Annotated in this window: 12 protein-coding genes and 1 pseudogene; 4 read left to right on the top strand and 9 right to left on the bottom strand. The window is 35.6% G+C overall.

All coding sequences use genetic code 11. The annotated features are described in order from the left end of the window. The first annotated feature begins 31 nt into the window (after positions 1-31). Positions 32-880, top strand: a complete 849-nt coding sequence (locus LGAS_RS08155) for an Rpn family recombination-promoting nuclease/putative transposase (protein WP_021314971.1) — start codon at positions 32-34, stop codon at positions 878-880. Between the two features lie 91 nt (positions 881-971). On the opposite strand, the pseudogene LGAS_RS08160 reads toward LGAS_RS08155, so the two are convergent. After that, positions 972-1,708, bottom strand: a pseudogene (locus tag LGAS_RS08160) (PAS domain-containing protein). A gap of 410 nt (positions 1,709-2,118) precedes the next feature. Between LGAS_RS08160 and LGAS_RS08165 the strand changes: the two are divergent. From LGAS_RS08165 to LGAS_RS08175, 3 genes are all read left to right on the top strand, one after another. After that, positions 2,119-3,507 (top strand): L-cystine transporter, encoded by a 1,389-nt coding sequence (locus LGAS_RS08165; RefSeq protein WP_003656062.1) that lies wholly within the window; start codon positions 2,119-2,121, stop codon positions 3,505-3,507. A gap of 507 nt (positions 3,508-4,014) precedes the next feature. Beyond that, positions 4,015-5,115, top strand: coding sequence for a vitamin B12 independent methionine synthase (locus LGAS_RS08170; protein ID WP_011678969.1), 1,101 nt, complete (start codon positions 4,015-4,017; stop codon positions 5,113-5,115). A 29-nt stretch (positions 5,116-5,144) separates the two neighbouring features. After that, a complete protein-coding gene (locus tag LGAS_RS08175) occupies positions 5,145-5,621 on the top strand; it encodes an S-ribosylhomocysteine lyase (protein ID WP_003646771.1) in 477 nt (158 codons plus the stop codon). 84 nt (positions 5,622-5,705) lie between these two features. Here the strand turns inward: LGAS_RS08175 and LGAS_RS09520 are convergent, their stop codons facing one another. The 8 genes from LGAS_RS09520 to LGAS_RS08215 all read right to left on the bottom strand — a co-directional run bounded on the left by LGAS_RS09520 (position 5,706) and on the right by LGAS_RS08215 (position 24,100). After that, positions 5,706-13,055, bottom strand: a complete 7,350-nt coding sequence (locus tag LGAS_RS09520; protein ID WP_011678970.1) for a mucin-binding protein — start codon at positions 13,053-13,055, stop codon at positions 5,706-5,708. 199 nt (positions 13,056-13,254) lie between these two features. After that, entirely contained in the window at positions 13,255-13,656 is a 402-nt protein-coding gene (locus LGAS_RS08185; RefSeq protein WP_003646768.1) for a hypothetical protein, read from the bottom strand. A gap of 79 nt (positions 13,657-13,735) precedes the next feature. Beyond that, positions 13,736-16,249 (bottom strand): ATP-binding cassette domain-containing protein, encoded by a 2,514-nt coding sequence (locus tag LGAS_RS08190; RefSeq protein ID WP_021314914.1) that lies wholly within the window; start codon positions 16,247-16,249, stop codon positions 13,736-13,738. Positions 16,250-16,468: 219 nt separating this feature from the next. Further along, positions 16,469-18,223, bottom strand: coding sequence for an oligopeptide ABC transporter substrate-binding protein (locus LGAS_RS08195; protein WP_003657456.1), 1,755 nt, complete (start codon positions 18,221-18,223; stop codon positions 16,469-16,471). Between the two features lie 294 nt (positions 18,224-18,517). Continuing rightward, positions 18,518-19,447 carry an EamA family transporter gene (locus tag LGAS_RS08200; RefSeq protein WP_003657476.1) on the bottom strand — a complete coding sequence of 310 codons (930 nt, stop codon included), beginning with the start codon at positions 19,445-19,447 and terminating at the stop codon, positions 18,518-18,520. A gap of 128 nt (positions 19,448-19,575) precedes the next feature. Then, positions 19,576-21,051, bottom strand: a complete 1,476-nt coding sequence (locus tag LGAS_RS08205; protein WP_003646765.1) for a glycoside hydrolase family 1 protein — start codon at positions 21,049-21,051, stop codon at positions 19,576-19,578. 62 nt (positions 21,052-21,113) lie between these two features. Continuing rightward, on the bottom strand, positions 21,114-23,132 hold the full coding sequence (locus LGAS_RS08210) for a beta-glucoside-specific PTS transporter subunit IIABC (protein WP_003646764.1): 2,019 nt from the start codon (positions 23,130-23,132) through the stop codon (positions 21,114-21,116). A 125-nt stretch (positions 23,133-23,257) separates the two neighbouring features. Then, positions 23,258-24,100, bottom strand: coding sequence for a PRD domain-containing protein (locus tag LGAS_RS08215; protein WP_025012265.1), 843 nt, complete (start codon positions 24,098-24,100; stop codon positions 23,258-23,260). Positions 24,101-24,342: the final 242 nt, after the last annotated feature.

A 24,342-nucleotide genomic window follows, 5' to 3' on the forward strand; every position in this document is an offset into this window, starting at 1 on the left:
TCTTTCTCTAATACACTTAAAGGAGTTTTCTATGAACAGAAAAGAATTAGAAAAACGGGTTGATGAAGCTGATATCACCGCTGATCCAATCTTTAGCTGGGTTATGGAACAAGGAAATAATTGTCGCGACCTTTTACGAGCAATTGCTCCTGAATTGCATATTCAAACTGCTAGTTTTGAAACGCAGAAAAGATTGAAGTTTCATCCTGCTATGCACGGCATTATTCCAGACATCTATGCTACAGACAACAAAGGGCGAGTCTTTGATATTGAATTACAAATGACTCTCCCAGATTTCTTAGGAAAGCGGATGCGGTATTATTTTTCAATGATGGATCAAAGTCTGTTTATGCAAGGTGAAAATTATCGCAATTTACCTACCACGTATTTAATTTTAATTCTACCAACCGATCCGCTTGGACTTAACCAATATCGCTATGATACTACTTGGAGCACCAAAGGATTTAAACATGATCCATTAAATATTGGTCAAAAATTAATTTTACTTAATGCAAGTGGAACAAAAGGAAAAATCACGCCGCGTCTGCAAGGATTTTTTGATTTGATGCGTGGTAAAATTAATACAAATGATAGCTTTGTTCAAAAGCTACAAAGCGATGTTGAGAAATACAAAACTAATCCAGAAAGAAGGAAAGAACTCATGGATTACCAAATGAAGCTTGATGACATGCGATATGTTGGGGAAAAGGCTGGCATCAAAACTGGAAAAGAAGAAGAGCGGATTAATGCTATTAAGAAGATGATTCGACGTTATCGCCAATTCAACGCTGATGATAAAAAAATTTTAAGTCTTTTAACACAAGATTATGGTAATGATTTTTCTCAAAAAGAATTAAGGCAGTTTATTAAAAATAATTAGATAGTATAAAAAAGCACCAATGACTTCACATTATTAAAGTCATTGGTGCTTTCGTTTGTAAATTTTAAAGCAGATTTTTTAACATCTTAAACTAATATTCTGAAGCACCAGAGTTAGTATCAGGCTTAGCTTCTTTCTTTTCTTCTACGTGTTCTTCGTGCTTAGATGCACCAGTTCCAGTATCAACTTCATCTTTCTTATAAGTTGCACCAGTAGTTGCATCGGGTCATCTACCAACTTCTGACCAGTAGTTTCACAGAAATATTTTACAAATGGATAAATATCTTGTACCCATTCATAAGTTCCCATGTAATTACCATCCTCGTCTTCAATTCGCTTATAATCATGCAAAATTAACTTATGACGATTACCGTTTGGCACTGGCATCTTAACTTCATCGTGTCCATCTACCTTATTTCTTAAAGCATAAATAACTTTCTTAGCTTCAGGAATAACATTACGAATATGAGGGTGAACTGCTCCCATAGTATCACCAACTTGATCTGGCGTACGACCAGCAAGCATCTTCTTACTTGGATCAGTTGGCTTGTTATACCATAAAAATTGGTTATTATCATCAACATAAGTTAATTCACCAAATGCACGACGAAGCATCCAGTTAATTTGGTTAACTGTAAGAAGTCCAGCATCAAGCTTTACGTAGTCGTCACCTTCAGCTGCATTTACTTTCTTAGCCGCCTTATCTAACCAATCTGGATCATTTTTGTCTATACCTTCAACAGTGTAGCGTGATTTACCAGTTGCATCAAAATCCTCTTTAATATAATCTTCTTCTTTTAAATCTTTTAGCCATTTTGGTTCTGCCATTTTACCTCACCTCATAAAACTTATTTACTCTCAAGTTGATTATACCTACTAAAGAAAGAGCTTTCAATGTCTATATACAATATTTTATATACTGTTTTAGCATAATATATATTTATGGAATATTGTTTTTCAACAAATTAACTATTGACTAAAAGTAAGTTATAAGATATCATAACTTGTGAAAAGTAAGAAAGGAGCTAATGAATATGTTTAATGTACGTCAAGCAAATTCTTGTTGTTGTAATTGTCAAAAAATTTGGCAGTTATTTGGCGTACAGTCATTAGTTCACTTCAGGAATTTCTCTAGTTAGAAACTGGCTTTTCAAAGTTATAACTATGATTTTTCTCAAGAGCTGTTGGCACTAGGCCAATGGCTCTTTTTTGTTTGCTTAGAATCGGGGTTGAATAAAGTGCAAACTACTCTCATTGTTTTATTAGCCGTTGCTATCCTAGCTGGCATGGCTTATTTACATAGAAAGAATTGGGGATTTACTAAACTAGTATTTCTCTCGCTAGTCGTTGGAATCGTCTTTGGAGTTTCTATCCAATTAATGTTTGGTGCCAAAAGCGATATTGTAAAAAATAGTATTGATTGGATTTCAATCGTTGGAGATGGGTATGTCTCCTTATTACAAATGTTGGTTATCCCACTAATCTTTGTTTCATTAGTTGGTGCCTTCACTCAATTAAAAATGACTACTAAAATTCGAAAAATTGCTACGAGTGTCTTGGTCATCTTACTAGGAACTACTGCAGTTGCTTCATTTTTAGGATTTAGTAGTGTTGCAATTTTTAATTTGGGCGGAGCTGGCTTCGCTAAAGGAATGACTGCTTCTTCAACTGCTCTTAGTGCAATTAAGGACCATCAAGAACAATTGAAAGGCTTAACTTTACCGCAACAAATTACTTCGTTTTTCCCGCAAAATATTTTCGCAGACTTCGCGGGAATGCGTTCAACTAGCACAATTGCAGTTGTAATTTTCTCTATCTTCGTTGGAATTGCCTTCTTGCAAATTAAGAAAGAAAAGTCTGAAGTCGCTGTTACTTTCGCACGTGGCATACAAGCATTACGTGCGATCATCATGCGGATAGTAAAAATTGTACTTGAACTCACTCCATATGGCATTTTTGCTTTAATTGCTAGAACAACTGCAACTAACAGTTTTGCCACGATGAGTAAATTACTAATTTTCATTGTTGCTGCTTATGTTGCAATTATAGTTATGTTTATTGTTCACGCTGTTTTACTTTTAATTAACGGAATTAATCCCATTACTTACTTCAAGAAGGCATGGCCAGTTTTAGTTTTTGCCTTCACTTCTAGAACTAGTGGTGGTAGCTTGCCACTTAATGTTCGTACTCAACGTGAATCAATGGGCGTTAGCGATACAATTGCTGATTTTTCTGCTAGCTTTGGTCTAACTATTGGTCAAAACGGATGTGCAGGTATTTATCCATCAATGGTTGCAGCAATCACTGCCCCACTTGTTGGAGTTAACATCTTCTCATGGCAATTTGTCCTAACTTTGGTTGTAATTGATGTTATTTCAAGTTTCGGTGTTGCCGGAGTTGGTGGTGGTGCAACATTTACCACTTTGATGGTACTGGGTGCCCTTAACTTGCCGGTTACAGTACTTGGAGTTTTAATTGCTATTGATCCAATCGTTGATATGGCAAGAACTGCTCTTAATGTTAATGATTCAATGGTTGCTGGTGTAATTACTGCTAAGCGTACTGGTGAACTGGATTGGAACATTTTCAATAATCAAAAAGATGATGTAAATACTGAAATCGAATAATTTCTACAAATATTCTTGACATTATTATTTAGTCATTGTAATATTATGACAACAAAATTAATTAAAGCTTAGAAAAGATGAGTAAGCACTTAATGCATCTCACAGAGAGTCGGAACAGGTGTAAGCCGATGTTGCTAGAGTGAAGAAGATGGTCTTGGAGCTAAATTAAAATGCGAGCTAATTAAGTAAGCAATTTACGATTGACGTACGTTATCACGTCTGAGTCTTCCATATTTTGGAGTACTTAATAAGAAACTGATTGTGAGATCAGTTTGAATACAGGGTGGTAACACGTATTAAGCGTCCCTAGTGTAGTGTAATAGCTATACTACGGACGCTTTTTCTTTTGCTTATTTTTTTATTAAAGGAGGGATCATTATGAAAAATATTATTTTTAACGAACGAGTATTTAATCGAATGTGCTACTTAAACATGGTCCCTCTTGTCAGTGGATCCTCAAAGAACAGTTAAATGAAATTTTTAGTTAAAATTAAGAGGTAGAATACTATGACAGAATTAGCACATTTCGACATTGTTGGTAGTTTTTTAAGACCAGAAGAATTAAAACAAGCTAGAGATAAATTTAATCACGGAGATATTTCGCAAGCTGAACTAACTCAAGTAGAAAATCGAGAAATTGAAAAATTAATCCACACGGAAGAAAATTTAGGCTTAAAAGTTGTAACTGATGGCGAATTTCGTCGCAGCTGGTGGCATCTTGATTTTTTATGGGGCTTAACTGGCGTTAAAAAATATGATTATCACGAAAGCTACAAGTTCCATGGTGCTAAGACCAGAACAGATAATGCTGAATTAGCTGGTAAAGTTGCCTATAATCCTGACCACCCATTTTTTAAAGCATTTGAGTTTGTCAAGGATCATACTAATGCGATTCCTAAACAGACTATCCCATCCCCTACACTACTTTTTAGAGATAATCGATCATATAATTGGCCGAATTTTTATGATAATAAGCAAGCTTATCTTGATGACTTGGCTAAAGCGTACCATGAAACAATCAAGCACTTTTATTATCTAGGTTGTCGCTATCTTCAAATTGATGACACAACATGGGCTTTTTTAATCAGTAAATTGAACGAATCAGAAAATGATCCGAAGGAACATGAAAAATATCTTCAATTAGCGGAAGATTCAGTGTACGTAATCAATAAAACGTTAGAAAATTTACCAGATGATTTGACTGTTACTACACATATCTGTCGTGGTAATTTTAAATCTACATTTCTTTTTTCAGGTGGATATGAACCGATTGCTAAGTATTTGGCGCAACTAAATTACGATCGCTTTTTCTTAGAATACGATAATGATCGTGCTGGAGACTTTGCTCCAATTAAAACGATCTGGAATAACCGGGATAATGTCACAATTGTTTTAGGATTAATTACATCAAAAGATGGGCAGTTGGAAAATCCTGATGCAATTATTCAAAGAGTTAATGAAGCAGCAAAATTAGTGCCATTATCTAACCTCGCGCTTAGTACACAATGTGGCTTTGCCTCAACAGAAGAAGGCAATATTCTCAGCGAAGCTGATCAATGGAAAAAGATCAAATTAGTCGTTGATACTGCTAATAAGATTTGGAAATAAAATATATTTTTATAAGGAGGAAATCTATTATGGGTAAAGTTGAAAGTTTTGAATTAGATCATACTAAAGTTAAAGCACCTTACGTTCGCTTAATCACGGTTGAAGAAGGTAAAAAAGGTGACAAGATTAGTAATTTTGACCTTCGTTTAGTTCAACCAAATGAAAATGCCATCCCTACTGGAGGCTTACATACTATCGAGCACTTGCTAGCTGGATTATTGCGCGACCGTATTGACGGCTACATTGATTGTTCACCATTTGGTTGCCGAACGGGCTTTCATCTCTTAGTTTGGGGTACGCCATCAACTACAGATGTAGCTAAGGCACTAAAGGAAGCGCTTGAAGAAATTCGCGATAAAATTCAATGGGAAGATGTTCCCGGCACTACTATTAAATCTTGTGGGAATTACCGTGATCATTCTCTATTTTCTGCCAAACAATGGTCAAGAGATATTTTAGAAAAGGGTATTTCTGACGATCCATTTGAAAGAAACGTTGTCGAATAATTATTTTTGAAAGACAGGACAAAAAAGATGCATATTACTGCTTCAAACAGTAAAAATGCATCTTTTTTCGTGTTTATTTAATTTTTATCTTTTTCTTCTCTTCCTTTCTTTACCGCCAATTAATCCAATCAAGGCTCCGGCAGAAGCTAATGCTAATCCTGCTAATGATACGTCCGTCTTCCGACTACCAGTTTGCGGAAGTGTTGTTCTAGCACGATTAATATGCTTCGTTGTTGTAGCATTTCTTGAAGTTTTAGCAGCAGAAGTTGTACGAGTTAAGCTTGTAGAAATGTTTGTAGCTTCAACATTCTTGGACTTGTTTGACTTATTAATTTGCATAGCAGTCTTAGATGATTCTGTTTCACTCGATTGATTTGACTTGTTAGATATTGTTTGTTCTTCCGGCTTCGTTGGCTCACTCGGTTGTGTTGGCTTGTCCGGTGTTGTCGGTTCTTTCGGCTCCGTTGGCTCACTCGGTTGCGCTGGCTTGTCCGGTGTTGTTGGTTCTTCCGGCTTAATCGGTTCACTCGGTTGCGCTGGCTTGTCCGGTGTTGTCGGTTCTTCCGGCTTCGTTGGTTCAGTTGGTCGTGCTGGTTTATCTGGTGTTGTCGGTTCTTCTGGCTTCGTTGGCTCACTCGGTTGTGCTGGCTTGTCCGGTGTTATCGGTTCTTCCGGCTTCGTTGGCTCACTCGGTTGTGCTGGCTTGTCCGGTGTTGTCGGTTCTTCCGGCTTCGTTGGTTCAGTTGGTCGTGCTGGTTTATCTGGTGTTGTCGGTTCTTCCGGCTTCGTTGGCTCACTCGGTTGTGCTGGCTTGTCCGGTGTTGTCGGTTCTACAGGTTTAGCCTTATAAATTACTGTCCGTTCAATGTCATTTGAATCTTGGGAAACAACCTCAGAATTAATCTTTCCTTGATCTGGTGTGTAACCTTGAATTTCTGGAGAAATCACTTCGCTAAATTCTTGCGGGCCGCTCCAACTACTCTTTTCTTTGCCAGTTACTAAGTCCTTGTTTCCAGTCTTAGTGAATGTTACTTGCTTTTGAACATCTTCATGAGCTTTTGTGCCATCTTCATATACATAATGAACTGTTTCAGTTACTACCTTAGTATCTTTAATCGGTTCGGTCTTGTGAATAAAGTGAGCAATAAAGACTTGATCTACATTCTTATCTTTATCAAATCTGCCATAGATTACTTTATCTAAAGTATCGCCATTCAACTTATCAGATTTATCCGCTGGATCATTGCTGCTATCAACCTCAATAAAACTATAGTTTGATAAATTATATGGAACATTGAAACTGATATTTTCATTGCTCTTACCTAGAGTATTAATATCTGGCGCTAATTCAATAAATTTATGATCAGTATCATCGTAGAATCTCAATTTAGCTTTTTGTTCATCAGCTTTGTACGTTACTGTTCTATCAATATCAGAGTCAGTTGGTTTTACCTTTATTTCAGGAACAGCATCAACATTAGGTATATATCCCGCTATTTCTGGAGATTGAACCTTATCAAAACTATCCTTTTTAGTCTTCCAATCGTTCCACATATCTTCATTAGTTACTTCATCACGTTCTCCATCACGAGTGAAGACTACAGGAGTACCAACTACATCAGGACTTGCAGTCTTGCCATCTTCATAAACGTAATGAATCGTTTCATTAATCGTCTTTGTATCACTAATCGAAGACAGATGATGGATCAAGTGTACATTGTAAACTTGGTCTACCTTATCATCGTGATCAAAGATCAATTCACTTCCATTTGTTTCATCAGAAACTAAATCATAATGTTGCTTTTCATAATTAGCAATTGAATCACTAGTTGTATAGCCTGACTTTTCATCAGATTTACCATTAAGCTCCTTGGTAGCTAAAGTCTTACCTGTTGTATCATCGACATAGTTGACTGTGATCTTTTGTGGATTTGCCTTATAAGTCACTGTCCTAACAATATCTTTTGAATCATGTGAAACTGTGACAGAATCGATCTTTTCTTGATCTGGTGTATAGCCTGCAATTTCTGGAGAAACTACTTCTTCAAATTCTTTTGATTTACTCCAATTGCTCTTTTCTTCACCTGTTACTAAATCCTTAGTTCCTGTCTTAGTGAATGTTGCTTCTTTTTGAACATCGTCATGAGCTTTTGTACCATTTTCATAAACATAATAAACTGTTTCAGTTACTGTCTTTGTATCCTTAACTGGTGCGATCTTGTGAGTAAAGTGAGCTATAAAAATTTGATCTGTGTATTTATCCTTATCAAAGTTACCATAGTTTACTTTATCTAAAGTATCGCCATTCATTTTATTAGATTTATCTGCTGGATCCTTGGCACTATCAACTTCAATAAAATTGTAATTTGAGAAATCGTAAGGAATATCAAAATCAATACTTTCAGCACTCTTACCCGTTGTATTAATGTCTGGTGCTAATTCGATAAATTTATGATCAGTATCATCATAAAATCTCAATTTAGCTTTTTGAGCATCTGCCTTATACGTTACTGTTCTAACAATATCAGAGTCAGTTGGTTTTACCTTTATTTCAGGAATAGCATCAGCATTAGGTGTATATCCAGCTACTTCTGGTGATTTTACTGCATCAAAACTATCTTTTTCAGATTTCCAATCGTTCCAGTGTTCCTTATTAGTTACTTCATCACGTTCTCCATCATGAGTGAAAATTACTGGCTGACCATTAATATCATCATGAGCTTTTGTACCATCTTCATAAACGTAATGAATCGTTTCATTAATTTTCTTCGTATCATTAATCGAAGTCATATGGTGGGTGAAGTGGACATTGTAAACTTGGTCTACTTTGTCATCATGATCGAAGACCAATTCACTTCCATTTGTTTCATCAGAAACTAAATCATAATGTTGCTTTTCATACTCTGCAATTGAATCTTTAGTCGTATAGTCTGATTTTTCATCGGATTTACCATTAAGCTCTTTAGTAGATAAAGTCTTACCTGTCGTATCGTCGATATAGTTTACTGTGATCTTTTGCGGATTTGCTTTGTAAATTACTGTTTTAACGACATCTGAATCTTCTGGTTTTACCGTAATCTTTTCTATAGTGGCAAAATCTGGTGTGTAACCTGCAATTTTTGGAGAGTTAACTTCATCAAAACTATCTTTTTCAGATTTCCAATCATTCCAGTGTTCCTTATTAGTTACTTCATCACGTTCTCCATCATGAGTGAAAATTACTGGCTGACCATTAATATCATCATGAGCTTTTGTACCATCTTCATAAACATAATGAATAGTTTCATTAATCTTCTTCGTATCATTAATCGAAGTCATATGATGGGTGAAGTGTACATTGTAAACTTGGTCTACTTTGTCATCATGATCGAAGACCAATTCACTTCCATTTGTTTCATCAGAAACTAAATCATAATGTTGCTTTTCATACTCTGCAATTGAATCTTTAGTCGCATAGTCTGATTTTTCATCGGATTTACCATTAAGATCTTTAGTAGATAAAGTCTTGCCTGTCGTATCATCGATATAGTTGACTGTGATCTTTTGCGGATTTGCTTTATAAGTTACTGTTCTAACAACATCTTTTGAATCATGTGAAACTGTGACAGAATTAATCTTTTCTTGATCTGGTGTATAGCCTGCAATTTCTGAAGAAACTACTTCTTCAAATTCCTGCGGCTTGCTCCAACTGCTCATCTCTTTACCAGTTACTAAGTCCTCAGTTCCTGTCTTAGTGAATGTTACTTCTTTTTGAACATCGTCATGAGCTTTTGTACCATCTTCGTAAACATAATGAATTGTTTCAGTTACTGTCTTTGTATCCTTAACTGATGCTGTCTTGTGAATAAAGTGAGCTATAAAAATTTGATCTTCATTAATATCATTGTCAAATTTTCCATAATTTATTTCAGATAACTGATTTCCAGCAAGTTTATCATCACTTTGTGTTGGATCGTTCCCCCTTGCTACCATAACAAACTTATACTTAGAGAAGTCATACTTAGCAGGAATTTCAAAGCTAATATCAGCGTCACTCTTACCAGTTATATTAACATCAGGCGCTAACTCGATAAATTTATGATCAGTGTCATCATAGAAACGTAATGTAGCACTTTGTGTATTTTTAACTAATTCATATACTAAAGTATCACCATCAAAGTACACTTTTGCTTGTTGATTAAGTTGTGCCTTCTCGTTTTTAATTCCTGATGGGTAATCACCATGATCAGCATTAATTATTTCTTGAGGTTGTGTAGCATCTTTTACTACGTAATCTTCTGGAATTTTCTTTGCATCTTGAAGTTTCTTTAAAGCAGCCAATACCTTTTCTGGTCCGTAGCTTAGTAGATCTTGGTTATTTTTTAGTTCTATTGAATCAGCTGCTACAACTTGATCTGTATCTGCTGAATCCTTATATTTGAAGGCAATATTAACTACTGAATTACCAGAAATAGTAATTCTAGATGCATTATTACTTGTTGACTCAATAAATAGGGAATCCAAAGATTGCGTATTATCGGACCAAACTACTGAAGATAAAATACCAGTTTTTCCTGCATCATAGCCCAAAGTGGGATCGGTACCATTTAGAACAATTCGATACGAATGATTGGAAGGAACATTATCTATATCAACTAAAATGCTCTTGGCATTTTTAGCACTATTTACAGCTCCACCTACAATATGATCCTTTAAATCTGATAAATTGCTATAATAAGAAATCTTACCTGCGATTTCTTGTTGTGTATTTAAATCTATTATTTTAACTGAATTATTCTCGTTTAAAACGAAGCTAAATGATGAACTAGATTCTGTTGGTAGATTTATTAAAACATGTGTATTCTTTATATCATATTTTTGACCATTTATAACTGAAACAGTATAAGTCATTGTGTCAGATTTTTTATCATCAGACTTACCATTTAGGTCTAAATTACCATCTTCATTTCCTTGCGCTAATTCTACTGAAGTCAAGCCTTGACCTAATTGCGTAATCCAATTAAATGAACCTAAATCAAGTGCCGATGTCTTTCCTTCAACATAGTTCACATCCGAATCCTTCACGGTAGGATATTCATTAAGTGAATAGTCTTTTACAATATTTGATTGAGCATATAAATAAACATGTCCATTGTTCGTAGTTACACTACTGGAATCTGGTAAGTTTTTAAGATAAATAGTGATATCTCCACCAGTTATCTTTATTCCTGTATAATCTACTTTAACAACTTGATAACCATTTACCGAAAAACTAGAAACTTTTGGTTTAGTTTCACCAAATTTAAAACTTGATGTTGATAAATCTGCTAGAGCATTAGATGGCATTACCAAATAGAAAATAGGATCAACCGCTTTTTTAGCGTACCATCCACCTATAGTAAGGGTACCGCCATAGTTTCCAGGTGCATAATTATAATTACTAGCTGTAAAGTTAATAGTAATACTATCTTTTTCTTCAGCTACAACTGACTGCGAAGCAGTATAATATCCCTCATCACTTGGCGTATCAAAATACGGATATAAATCTGATGTTAACGTATCGCCTAAATTTACTTTCTGACCATTGCGATAATTTTCATTGACAAAACCATATAGAGAAAATCCAACGTCTATTCCCTGCCCCCAAATCAATCCTTGAGGGTTTAAGCTGTCAATGCCTAATTGAGGAATTGTCAAAACTATATTACTGATATTCGTCCCATTCTCTATTGCTACAGCTTCTCCATTTGAAATCATTCCTGATTTCACTGAATTATCAACATAATTAATTTGATAATTAAAATCTTTAACATTTGTTCCTACTAGTTTAGTAATCGTAACTCCATCTGGAACCGTAATCTTTAGATGTACATCATTAACTGGACGACCTTGTAAATTTCCAACGGAATAATTATACAGTACGATTTCTTTATGAGAAGCAGTATATGGTACTTGGCCCTTCTGATACGGACCATCATATCCGTTATGTGCTCCACCAATATAACCGCGAAGAGCCTCACCAACTGGAACATGTTCATTTGATCCTTGAATTACTTCTTTAAAAATACCTGCATTTCCAGTTAATGGTTGTTTTGCCCCTACATCCTCACTAACTTCTATTTCTTTTGAGCCAGATACGGTTGTATCTTCTGCTGGTTGAACCATATCAAAATGTCCCCATATATTAAGAACAGATGAAGAAAGCGTTGTGTTAGCTAATTTAACAATAATATCTTTTCCCTTTCCAGCCTGTGTAACAGTAGCTGAAGAAGAATTTTCTGCTATTGTCTTTTCAGTATTTAGGACAAAGCTTTCTGGGACAGGTATTGTAATCGTTGTTTCATGATTAATCAACGGACTAGGACCACTAGTACCGCCAGAGGAAATATCACCATTTATCCCTGTTTTTTGTCCCAAAGTCAATTGCCATTTATAATCATAGTTAGGAAACAGCTTCTTTACTGCACTTGAGCTTGGACTTATTCTACGCCACCTTGGATTAAGTTGAGGAACAACTACCTGATTAAAAGTTAAAGTTTTAATCGGTTGTGAATTTTCATTATAAAAGATTTGAATATTTTTTAATTCAGTTCCCGCATTATAAGGCATTGCCTTGGCTTGAGCCTCATTAAGAAAACCTATTGATAACGTTTGATTAATAGTTGCACTTTTATTTAAAGAATATGTTACATCATAACTACCATCTGAATTTTGAACCTTATTCATGCTTCCAAAAGCAGAAGGAAGAGCGGTAGGAGTAACCATATATGCACCTGAATCAAAGTGAAGCCTAAACTGATCCCCTGCTTTGTTATTAGAAACCTGGAAAGTCATTTGAATAGTTTGATTTTGACTTGGATTATATTCAGTACCACTAAGTGAAGCTGATACTTTTAGATTTTTATCACTGCTATCAGATTGAAGAGAAACAAAAGAATTATTTAATATCTTTGAAGAATTTTTTGAAACTTCACTATTAATTTGAACCTTACTCTCATTAAGTTCAGCAGTGTTAGTTGGAACTGCTTTTAAGGTATCTAAAGTCTGAGTATTTTGCTGCTTTTTTTCAGCAGAATTTATATCTTTAGTCGCTACCTTTTCATCATCTTTTTTATCTACATTAACTTCTGTAGCTTGAACAGCAGATTTATCTGCTTTATTTTCTACATCTGTCTTTGATGATTCGACAGTTTTCGTTTGAACTACTGGAGTTTTAGCATCAGTAGTTTCTGAACTTTTAACTGTTGTAGCCTTATTTTTCAAAATTGGGGAAGTAGCTACAGTCTGCACTTCGTTCTCTGCACTATCAGCGCTTGCAGCTTGAACGGTTGTTTCATTTACTCCTAAATAGAAAACTGTTCCCAATAAAACAGAAGCCGTACCGATGGTAAGTTTACGGATACTAAAGCGTTGTCTAGCGTTAGCACTATTTTTTATATATTTTCTATTGTTCATCGATTACTATCTCCTAATAAATACTAGCTGTAATAAATAACACACTTATATTTTAACACCTAAGTTTGTTTAGTATTAGTCTTGACTTATTTTTAATTACTATAAAAAAACGTTTGCTACTTAAAAATTATTTCACCTTCAACTTATTCAAAAATAAAAAACATAATTATCAACTAGACAATTATGTTTTCTATACTAATTATTCTTTATTATTCTTTTTATAGCTCTTCCACAAAATTGCATTCCAAATTATCAGCAGTAACACCCAAAAGATAGCCAAGAAAACGGTATTCCGATATTCTTTCCCGCTTTGAATTTTATTCCAAATTACACTAAAGTATGTTCCACTTAAAAATGCACTTAAAGTTATTATCGATAAAGTCAAAGGCAGCTTTTTAATTTTATCCTTAACCTTCATCAACTGAATCCAGTTATAGACCACTTCGCAAATTACGATGAGTAAAACTAGTAAGTCATACCACCATTCATGTTGTTTAACGAACTCATCAATAGTAGTAATAAAATAATATCCAATAAGAATTGAAAACAGATCTAAGATAAGCAGCTGTCCTACAACTGTATTTTGCTCTTTCTCTTTCATGTTTTTTCCGCTCTTTCTACTTTTTCTCTTCAATATAAATTATAGAACACTTACTTCTCGTCTTGCTTAATCTAAGGTTTTACTTTTTAAACTGCCGACAATAATTAGCAAGGTACTCTGTCGTTAAACTCACCGGATGGTCAATTAAATCTTGCGTCTGTCCCGCAGCCACAACCTTTCCACCATTCTTACCACCACGTGGCCCTAAATCAAGAATATTATCTGCATTAACTATCATATTTAGATCGTGCGTAATCGTAATAATAGTTGCACCTTGATCCAGTAATTTTTGTATCACTTGAACTAAAACCTTCACATCCAACGGATGTAATCCAATTGTAGGCTCATCAAAGACAAATAAAGTATCGTTCTGCTTATGACTTAAATGCGTTACTAACTTCAAACGTTGTGCCTCACCACCAGATAAGGTCGGCGTACTTTCACCTAAATGAAGATAATCTAGTCCCACTTCTTTTAGTAAAAGTAAGTCACGTTCAATTTTAGGTTCTTTCTTAAAAACAGGAAGAGCTTCGTTGATATCCAAATTCAAAATATCAACAATTGAATAGCTATTCCATTTTACCTTTTGTACTTCATGGTTATAACGATTACCTTCACAAGTTGGACAAGTCTGCTGCATATCAGGCAAGAACTGAATATCTAAAGTTACAATGCCGGTTCCTCCACAAGTTGGGCAAGCACCTTGTTTATTATTATAAGAAAAATAAGTCGGAGTATAATGCTTCTCTTTAGCCAGTGACTGTCTAGCAAACAATTTACGCAAATTATCCATAATCGAAGTATAAGTTGCGACCGTCGACCTAGTACTTTTACCAATAGGTGAAGCGTCAACGCTAACTACTTGATTAATTGGCGATTCAAAATTTTTCACTTGTTTAGGTAAAGTCTCACCTTTAGCTTGCGCCTGAATTGCTGGCACCAAACTATCTAAAATCAAGCTTGTTTTACCTGCTCCCGAAAATCCAGTCACAGCTGTTAACTGATTAACAGGAATAGCTGCATGAACATCTTGTAGATTAAAATAATGATCCACATCAAAAGAAATTTTTACAGAATTAATTTTTTCTGCTCGCTTTCTCGCCATTAATGCAGCAGTCCCATCAAGATATGGTCTAATTAAAGATTGCTTGTCTTTTTTTATTTGATCGACGCTGCCTTGATCGAGAATTTCACCGCCTTGTTCACCTGATCCTGGTCCAATTTCAATTATTTCATCAGCTGCTTTAATAATATCCACATTGTGATCCACAACTACTAGTGAATTTCCTTGTGCTACTAATTTATGCAAGACCTTAATTAATCCGTCAACATTAGCGGGATGGAGTCCAATTGATGGTTCATCTAAGATATATAAGACGCCAGTTGTCTCCGTTCTCAAGGTGCGCGCTAGCTGAATTCGCTGTAATTCACCTGTGGATAAGGTATTACCATTTCGAGCCATTGTTAAATAATCTAAGCCCAAATCAAGCAATGGCTGCAAATTATCCACAAACTCTGTGAATAAAGCATTTGCCATTTTTTGCATATCAACTGGTAAACTTTTGAATACTTGATCTTTCCAAGCAATCAAATCACCCAGCGGCATTTCAGCTACTTCATTAATATTTAAACTACCTACTAATTGCTTCAATAATTCTGGCTTTAATCTTGAACCATGACACACTGGACAAATCTGATATGAGAAAAATTCTGAAATCCGTTTTTGTGCCCGTTCACTCTTACTAGTTTTGGCAGAACGCAGAACAGCTTGGTGAGCATTTTCATACAGAGCATTAAAATTATGAAAAACTCTCCCGGTTCCTGATAAAAAGTCCATTTTATACTTCTTTTCAGGACCATTAAGAACAAAATCTTTTTCTTTATCAGTTAAATCCTTATAAGGAATATCAATTCTAACCCCAGCATGCTCTGCTACATTCGGCATAAAGTTTCTACCAGGTAGCGACCACGAAGCAACTGCCCCATCTTTAATAGAAAGACGAGGGTCGGCGATCAACTTACTATCATCCAATTGACGTACTTTCCCTGTTCCACCGCATTCTTCACAAGCCCCATCAGAATTAAAAGCAAACTGCTCAGCACTTGGCGCATAAAACTTAACGCCGCAAACTAGACAGGTAAGCTGACCCATTTCCTCACCTGACTTTGCCATTGCTTCTGCAATTTCTAGGCTTGGCTTTAGACGATGGCCATTAGGACAAACAGGCGAGCCTAATCTAGAAAAAATCAAGCGCAAAATATTAAAAGTTTCGCTCATTGTTCCAACCGTTGCTCGTTCAGATGGAATAGTTGGCCGCTGTCTTAAAGCTAAAGCTGAAGGAATATGCTTGACGCTAATAACGTTTGCTTGATTTCCTTGTTTGATTCGTCTGCGCATATAAGTAGATAAGGCATCTAAATATCTTCTTGAACCTTCTTCATATAAGATACCCATGGCTAAAGAAGATTTTCCCGAGCCTGATAGACCAGAGATTGCAACAAATTTATGAAGCGGAATATTAACATCAATATTTTTCAGATTATGGACACGTCCCCCGCGCACCTCAATCTGAGTTGGTAACTTCGCAGTCAAAGTCAATTCCTCCTTACTTTTTATCAACTACTATCTTACAACAATCAGTATAAAAAATAGCCATTCTATCATTGTCTATGCGAAAAGAAGACCCTACTTATTGAAAGTAGAGTCTTCTGAAGGAATATAACTATGAAAATTTAATTTAAGGAAATATTATTTAAGAATTTGTGTAATTTGTGTTGATATATGAGGATTATGGAAAATTAAAAATTTCAGTTATTTTGTAAAGCCAACATCGTACCATGAGTTTGCGGATGGCTTAAGTGACCAGCCAGTTACCTTGTCGTTAACTGCAGTTACTGACCAACTGTTTGTAGTAGGTACAACGTAAGCATTGTCGTACATCCATTGTTGCCACTTATCAAAGGCTTGTACACGGTACTTGTGGTTGAAGGCCTTAGTTGAGTCAATGTTAGTAAGAAGTTTAGTTTGAGTTGGAGAAACAAAACGAGCCATGTTGTATGGAGCACCTTCACTGTAAAGGTCCATTGGTGATGGTTCAGATGATAAGCTCCAGCCACCTTCAAAGACATCAATCTTAGGACTATCTGCTTGAACATCTTGTACCCAAGAGTTGAATTCCATTGGACGACCACCAACAAATTTAGCATCTAAGCCAATCTTTTGCCATTGTTGGATGTAGTTAGTCCAGATCTTTTCAGCATTTGGTTGTGTACCCCGAACAGCAACGTTAATAGTTAACTTCTTGCCATTTGGTTGACGACGGTATTTTTCACCCTTACGCTTCTTGTATCCAGCTTTGTCTAATAATTCGTTAGCTTTCTTCAAGTTGTATGGGTAACCCTTAATGCTCTTGTCAGAGAAGTCTCCAAATTGTGCTGGAATTAAAGTGTTAACTCTGAATGACAAGCCATTACTGTAACGCTTGGTAACAGCATCGATGTTCATTGCATAAGCCATAGCCTTACGTAATGAAACATTGTTCATCTTAGCATTCTTATCTTCAACGTTCTTACCAGCCTTCTTGTCAAACTTACCTACCTTAAAGCCTAAGTAGTTGTAAGATAGAGGAATCTTACCAATGAAGTTAACGTTCTTAGTATCCTTAACGTTGTTCCATTGAGCGTTAAGCACACCAGTAATATCAAACTTGTGACTCTTAATAGCTTGAGAAACAGAGTTAGTTCCGATTACTTCCATAGTAATCTTGTCTAAGTTTGGCTTGCCACGCCAGTAGTGTTCATTTGGTACATAAGTAACTGATTGACCACGAACAACCTTTTGAACCTTGTAAGGACCAAAGAATAGTGGTTGCTTACGAACCTTATCATCAGATAAAAGCTTATCAAATGGCACATCTTTCAAGTAGTGGTATGGTTCTGCACTTTCAAGGAAGTAACCGTTACCTGATTGAAGCATACCTGGTTTCATTTCCTTAAAGTGAAGTACAACTTTTCTACCATCTTCGCCATTTGGCATTTCAATACCAGAAATCTTATCAGTCTTACCTTTGTGATATTCTTCTAAACCAACAAGGTTAGCTAAAGAATCTGTATATCTTGAAGTCTTAGTCTTAGGATTACCAACGATTTCATAGGCATATTCAAGGTCCTTAGCAGTTACTTGCTTACCATCAGACCACTTAACACCTTTTTTCACTTCAATAGTGATTGTCTTGGCATTCTTATCTAACTTAAAGGTAGCTGCACCTTTATTGTTAATCTTATAGCTATCATCAACACTAAATAGTCCTTCTACTCCTGGTGCTTGAATCTCACTATCAGTACTAGTATCAGATAATTCTGGTAAGAAAATACCTGTAAAAGGTGAGTCACTTTCAATTGCATACTTTAATGTTCCACCTTTTTTAACTTGTTTCTTAGGAACAGCTTCCTTAAAGCTAACTTTCTTATCGCTAGCGTTATTATTGTTGTTATTCCCACAAGCAGTTAAAGTTAATGCCGCACCGGACAATACTGTAATTGCTCCTAACCACTTAACTTTTTTCATTTTTTCTCCCCCTTTGTGAGATGACTTAAATTTCTTGATTCTGATTATATGATATTAAAATGAAAAAAAAACAATACAAAATTAAAATATTTTTTGGCTAAATTTGTGTTTTATTAAAAATCTAGTATTAATACACTTGTTTTCTTTAAGATGTAATCTGATAAGTTATAAAAATTGCCAGAAGTTATACAGAGTTATAAAAAAGAAATGATCTTAAATGAATTCTAAAATTTCAAGCAAAAAAAAGCTGGTAATATCAACGCCATTTCAAGCGAAGATATTGCCAGCTTTTCTTTATATTCTCTTTTCAGGAATTTTTTTAATTTTTCTCTTAGGTGTAAAATTCAAAGCCAAAACCGCCACAATTACTAAAAATGTTCCTAGCCAATCCATCCCTGACATCACCAAACCAAAGATTAAAACTGAACCAACTGTAGCGGATAAGGGCTCAAACGCATCAAGCAGACTAACCGTTGATGGCTTAACATAGCGCAAGGCATTCGCCATGATCTGAAAAGGTACTATTGTTCCCAAGATAATAATTGCTCCTACCCAGAGCCAAACTTTAGAAGTATTTGGAATAGCAGGAAAACTTGGATGAACAATTACCAATCCCAGTCCAGCAAAAATCATCCCCCATCCCGTCAAAACTAAACTAGATATTCTTTTAACAATTTTAACTGGAATCAACGTATAGCTTGCCTCACCTAGAGCAGACAATAAGCCGAAAAATAATGCTACGGGAGTGATTGCTAAATGATTCAAATTGCCATGAGTTGACAGTAAAAATACGCCAATAAAAGCCATAATTGCTGCTAAAACGTCTAACTTTCTTAAAACTTGCTGATGAGTTACAGCAAGATAAGCAAGAACAAAAAACGGTCCAATAAATTGTAAGATAGTCGCAATCGAAGCATTCGCCATTTCAATGACAATAAAGTAAAAAATCTGTACTGGTAATAAGCCAAATACACCATAAGCGATAATATGCAGAGTATTTTTCTTATTTTTTAAAATAGAAAATGGCTTTTGATGTAAAATTGCCGCAATGATTAATAAGACAACTCCAGAGATAATTAACCGAATCTGCGTCAGCCAAATTGGTGTAATTTTTGAACTGATTTTAAATAAAGACTCCGCAAATAAACCGGAAATTCCCCACATCACAGCTGCTAAGGCTGCTAAAATTGTCCACAATCTGCTTCTAGTAACCTGCTTATTCATCCAGCTTCTTCCTCACAAATAAAAATCAATCTAAATTATCATAGCATAGTTACTCTAAGCAATCATTGTAATTTCGACAAAAAAATACTGTTCAGTTTGCTTATCTGAACAGTATTTTTTAATTCAAATTAGTCTAAATCTTTACCATCAGATTCAATAACTTTCTTGTACCAATAGAATGAATCTTTCGGCATTCTCTTCAAAGTACCCTTACCTTCATCGTCTCTGTCAACATAGATAAAGCCGTAACGTTTACTCATTTGACCAGTACCTGCAGAAACTAAGTCAATACAGCCCCAAGTAGTGTAACCAATTAAATCTACACCATCATCAATTGCACGCTCCATTGCCTTAATGTGCATTCTCAAGTAATCAATGCGGTAATCATCATGAATCTTACCATCATCACTGATCTTATCAACTGCACCAAGACCATTTTCAACAACCATCATTGGAATATCGTAGCGATCATACATTACTTCAAGATAATATTGAAGACCATCTGGATCAGTTGCCCAGCCCCATTCAGAATACTTCAAGTATGGGTTCTTAACACCAGCAGCAAAATTGCCGCCAACTTTATCCTTTACTTCATGAGTAGTAATAATGTTAGACATATAGTAAGAGAAGGTATAAATATCAACTTTCCCTTCAAGCAAATCTTTTCGATCTTGCTCAGTAATATCTAAATGAACATTATGTTCATTCCATAAACGCTTAGCATAAGTTGGGTACTTACCTTTTGCTTGCACATCGCCGCAGTAGAAGATATTTTGTTCCCACATATGACGGTTAGCCAAAATATCTTTAGGATCTGGTGTTAATGGGTAGTCCACAATACCACAAATCATATTACCAACTACGTAGTTAGGATCTAATGCATGAGCAATCTTAACTGCGCGAGCACTAGCGACAAATTGGTAGTGCAGTTTTTGGTAGGCATGTTGATATACCTTATCATCAGTTACATTATTACCAAATGAACTAAGCATTAAAAGCGTTGAATTAATTTCATTAAATGTAAGCCAGTACTTAACTAGTCCTCTGTATTCTTCAAACAAAGTAGTTGCGTATTTAACATACATATCGATCATTTTTCGATCGCCCCAGTCATGGTATTTTTCACTGAGGTATAGTGGATCTTCGTAGTGAGAAATAGTAACTAAAGGTTCAATCCCGTACTTTTTACATTCCTCAAATACATGGCGATAAAAATCCAATCCAGCTTGATTTGGCTTTTCTTCATCGCCTTTAGGGAAAATTCTAGTCCAGGCAATTGAAAGGCGGAAGGTCTTAAAGCCCATTTCAGCAAACATCTTAATGTCTTCTTTATAGTGGTGGTAAAAATCAATTGCCACGTGGTTTGGATAATATTCATTTGGATCAATTGCACCAACTGCACCTTCTGGCAAGCCCGCACCGGGAATGGCTGGCGTTTTTTCTAATTTGCCATTCAACTTGTAAGTCAACATTCTTGGCGCATCTAAACTACCAGCAGTTGTAATATCAGTGACTGATAATCCCTTACCATCTTCATCATACGCACCTTCAATTTGATTTGCGGCAGTAGCTCCGCCCCATAAAAAGTTCTTTGGAAATGACATTTATATTTCTCCTCTTTTTCAATATTAATTATCTTCATTATATATGAAATCGATTACATCAGCTAAGCCATTTGCGGATTTGAACTAGCTGTTTCTGTTTCACTAGCTCCTTCTAAGTCTAGAATTTCTTGTCCCACTTTTACCTTACCTTGGCTAACAACAGTGATCTTTTCATAATCTTTTGAGTTAGTGACTACAATTGGAGTCGTCACAACATAACCCTTAGCATGAATTGCATCGATATCAAACTTAACTAACTCATCACCTGCTTTAACTTCGTCACCTTTTGCAACTAAGGTTTCAAAACCATGTCCTTGTAAGTTAACAGTATCCATTCCGATGTGCATTAAGATTTCTGCACCATCACTTGTCTTCATTCCGATAGCATGTCCAGTTGGGAAAGTCATCACAACCTTACCATCTGCTGGTGCATGTAAAACTCCTTCGCTAGGCTCAACAGCAACTCCTTCACCCATAGCACCGCTTGAGAACACTTCGTCTTTTACTTCTGAAAGTGGTAATAATTCACCAGCAAGTGGACTAACTAATTCAGTTGAAACATTTAAGTCGCTAGTGCTTGCTAAACTTGGAGCAGCTTTTGCAATAGCATCAGCTTGGTTTGCAACTTCTTGAACAGTCTTTGCTTGTTTTTCATCATAAGCTTGATCAACACTCTTCTTGCCAAGAGCTATTTGTAAAATAAATCCAAGAACAAATGACACAGCCATCGCAATCATCAAACCGTAAACACTCATATCAACGCCAGTCTTTGGACCAATAGCAGCAGGAATTACGAAGACTCCCATACCGCCCATCATGTACATCTTAGTACCAAAGAATCCAATCAAGCCACCACCAATACCAGCTGCAATACAACTTAAGACAAATGGCTTTTTACGTGGAAGAGTTACACCATAAATAGCTGGTTCAGTAACACCGAAAATTCCTGATAAGAATGCTGGAAGTGCAATACCTTTTAATTTTTGATCTTTAGTTTGTAATAAGATTGCTAAAACAACACCAATTTGTGCAAATGAAGCACCTAATGATAAGCCTAAGATTGGGTCATAACCTAAAGCAGCAATGTTTGACATCATCACTGCGACAAATCCCCAGTGGACACCGAAAATAACGAATACTTGCCAGAAGCTACCAAGTAAAACACCAGCCAATACTGGACTAAAGTTGTAAACAGCTGAAGTAATGGCAGCAAGTGCATTACCAATCCAAGTAGCAAGTGGCCCGATAATTAAGAAAGTCAAAGGAACAACAATCAGTAAAGTAACAAATGGAACTAAGAAAGTTTTTACCACAGTTGGAATCCATTTTTTGCACCATCTTTCAACAACAGAAGCAAACCAAACTGCTAAAATAATTGGAATAACTGTTGAAGTATAGTTCATTGAAATAATTGGAATGCCTAAGAATGTAGCATGAACTTGTGAATGTAAAAATGTTCCGTTAAATAAATCAAATAAAACTTTTTTGCTGCTATTCATTGCTACCATTGCTGGATAACACATTGCAGCACCAATTGTAATGGCTGTAAAGCGGTCTACCTTAAATTTCTTAGCACTAGTAATTGCTAGAATAAGTGGTAAGAAGTAAAAGAAACCATCCCCAATTGCATACAAAACTTCATAAGTACCAGAAGTTTTAGCAAGCCAGCCAAATGAAGCACACATTGCAGTTAATCCTTTAATCATACCTGCTGCAGCCATTGGCCCTAAAATTGGAGTAAAGATACCTGAAATAAGATCGATAGCTTTATCCATTAAACTCATATTGCTATCATCTAAATCGTCATCAGCAACTTGACCGCCACCAGAAAAGCCACCTTCTTTTAAGACTGCTTCATATACGTCAGCAACTTCATTACCAATAACTACCTGATATTGTCCACCAGCTTTAACAACTGTAACAACACCATCAGTATCTTTTAAGGCATCATCATTAGCCTTCTTTTCATCTTTTAACTTAAAACGCAAGCGTGTTGTACAGTGAACCACGCTAATTACGTTGTCTTTTCCGCCAACGTCCTTAATAATTGTTTTTGCTAGAGCATCATAATTCTTAGCCATAGCTTTTTCCTCCCAATAATAAAACCCAAGCTACTCAAAAACTAGAGAACATAAGTGTTCAATGTCTTTCAGTAACTTGGGTTCTTGCCTAATCGAATTAGTAACATACCTAAGTATGAAAATATTTAGTTTTCTTGGCGGTTTGTCACACGCCAAATGTGTAAAACTAGATAGAACTTATCATCTGAATTTAAGGTCCATCCCTTTTTACTATGTAAATAAGTTGCGATCCTCTCAGCCGTATCATAAGCATGATTGTACTTAATCTTCATAAAAGCCAGCAGCGAGTCATCAAGTTCGCCACTTTTTTGATGCTTATTTCTTAAAAGTCTTACCAATAATACTCTTAAGTGAGTAATGAAGCGACTATAATTAAATGACTCTGTATCTAAAGTCATTTGGTATTGATACTGAATAATATCAATAATTCCGCTAATCAACTCAGTAATCTCAACCGTTTCTTGAACTTGATCATTATCAGAAGCTGCATTAACGAAGTGATAAGTCATAAAAATACTTTCACTTGGTGGCAAGTTAACCTTCATTTCTTTATTAATTAAAGCAATGACCCTTTCACTAATCTTATACTCCTTAGGAAAAAGATTCTTAACTTCCCAACGTGTATTAGCAGCACTCATATCAATATGATCTTCAGTTCTGGAAAGAGCAAAGTCAATATGGTCAGCTAAGGCTAAGTATTGAAAATCATTAAACTTCACATTTAAAAGTGGCTCCACCATCTGGATCACCTTATTGGTTAAATCGATGGTTGAAGCATTGATCTCTTTAACTTGATTGACTTCATCTTGATGAGAAGTAGCAGTAAACCGCCTTTCAATTTTGCTCTCATCAATCTTATCGCCTTTCTTTAAGCCAAAGCCCACGCCTTTGCCCAGGACTACTTGTTCTTGGCCTTGATCGTCCTGCACCAAGGCTGCACTATTGTTAAATGTTTTAAGAAATATCATCCGACGAATCACCTTTATATAGAAAAAAGCTACCACAAACTACAATATACACTTTAAGTATATCATCATTATTTGTAGTAGCTCAGACCTGATCGCATCAGTAATCCGCTTATTTACAATAATTATAATAGCGCTTTCATATATTTGTGTCAATAAGTATTTGCATAAAAATACTTATTTTTATGTGAGCAAAAAAAGAGGCCAGACCTTAATGTCTGACCTCTTTTTCTAGTTTTAAACTA

The organism is Lactobacillus gasseri ATCC 33323 = JCM 1131, from assembly GCF_000014425.1.
In the GTDB taxonomy this organism is placed as follows: domain Bacteria; phylum Bacillota; class Bacilli; order Lactobacillales; family Lactobacillaceae; genus Lactobacillus; species Lactobacillus gasseri.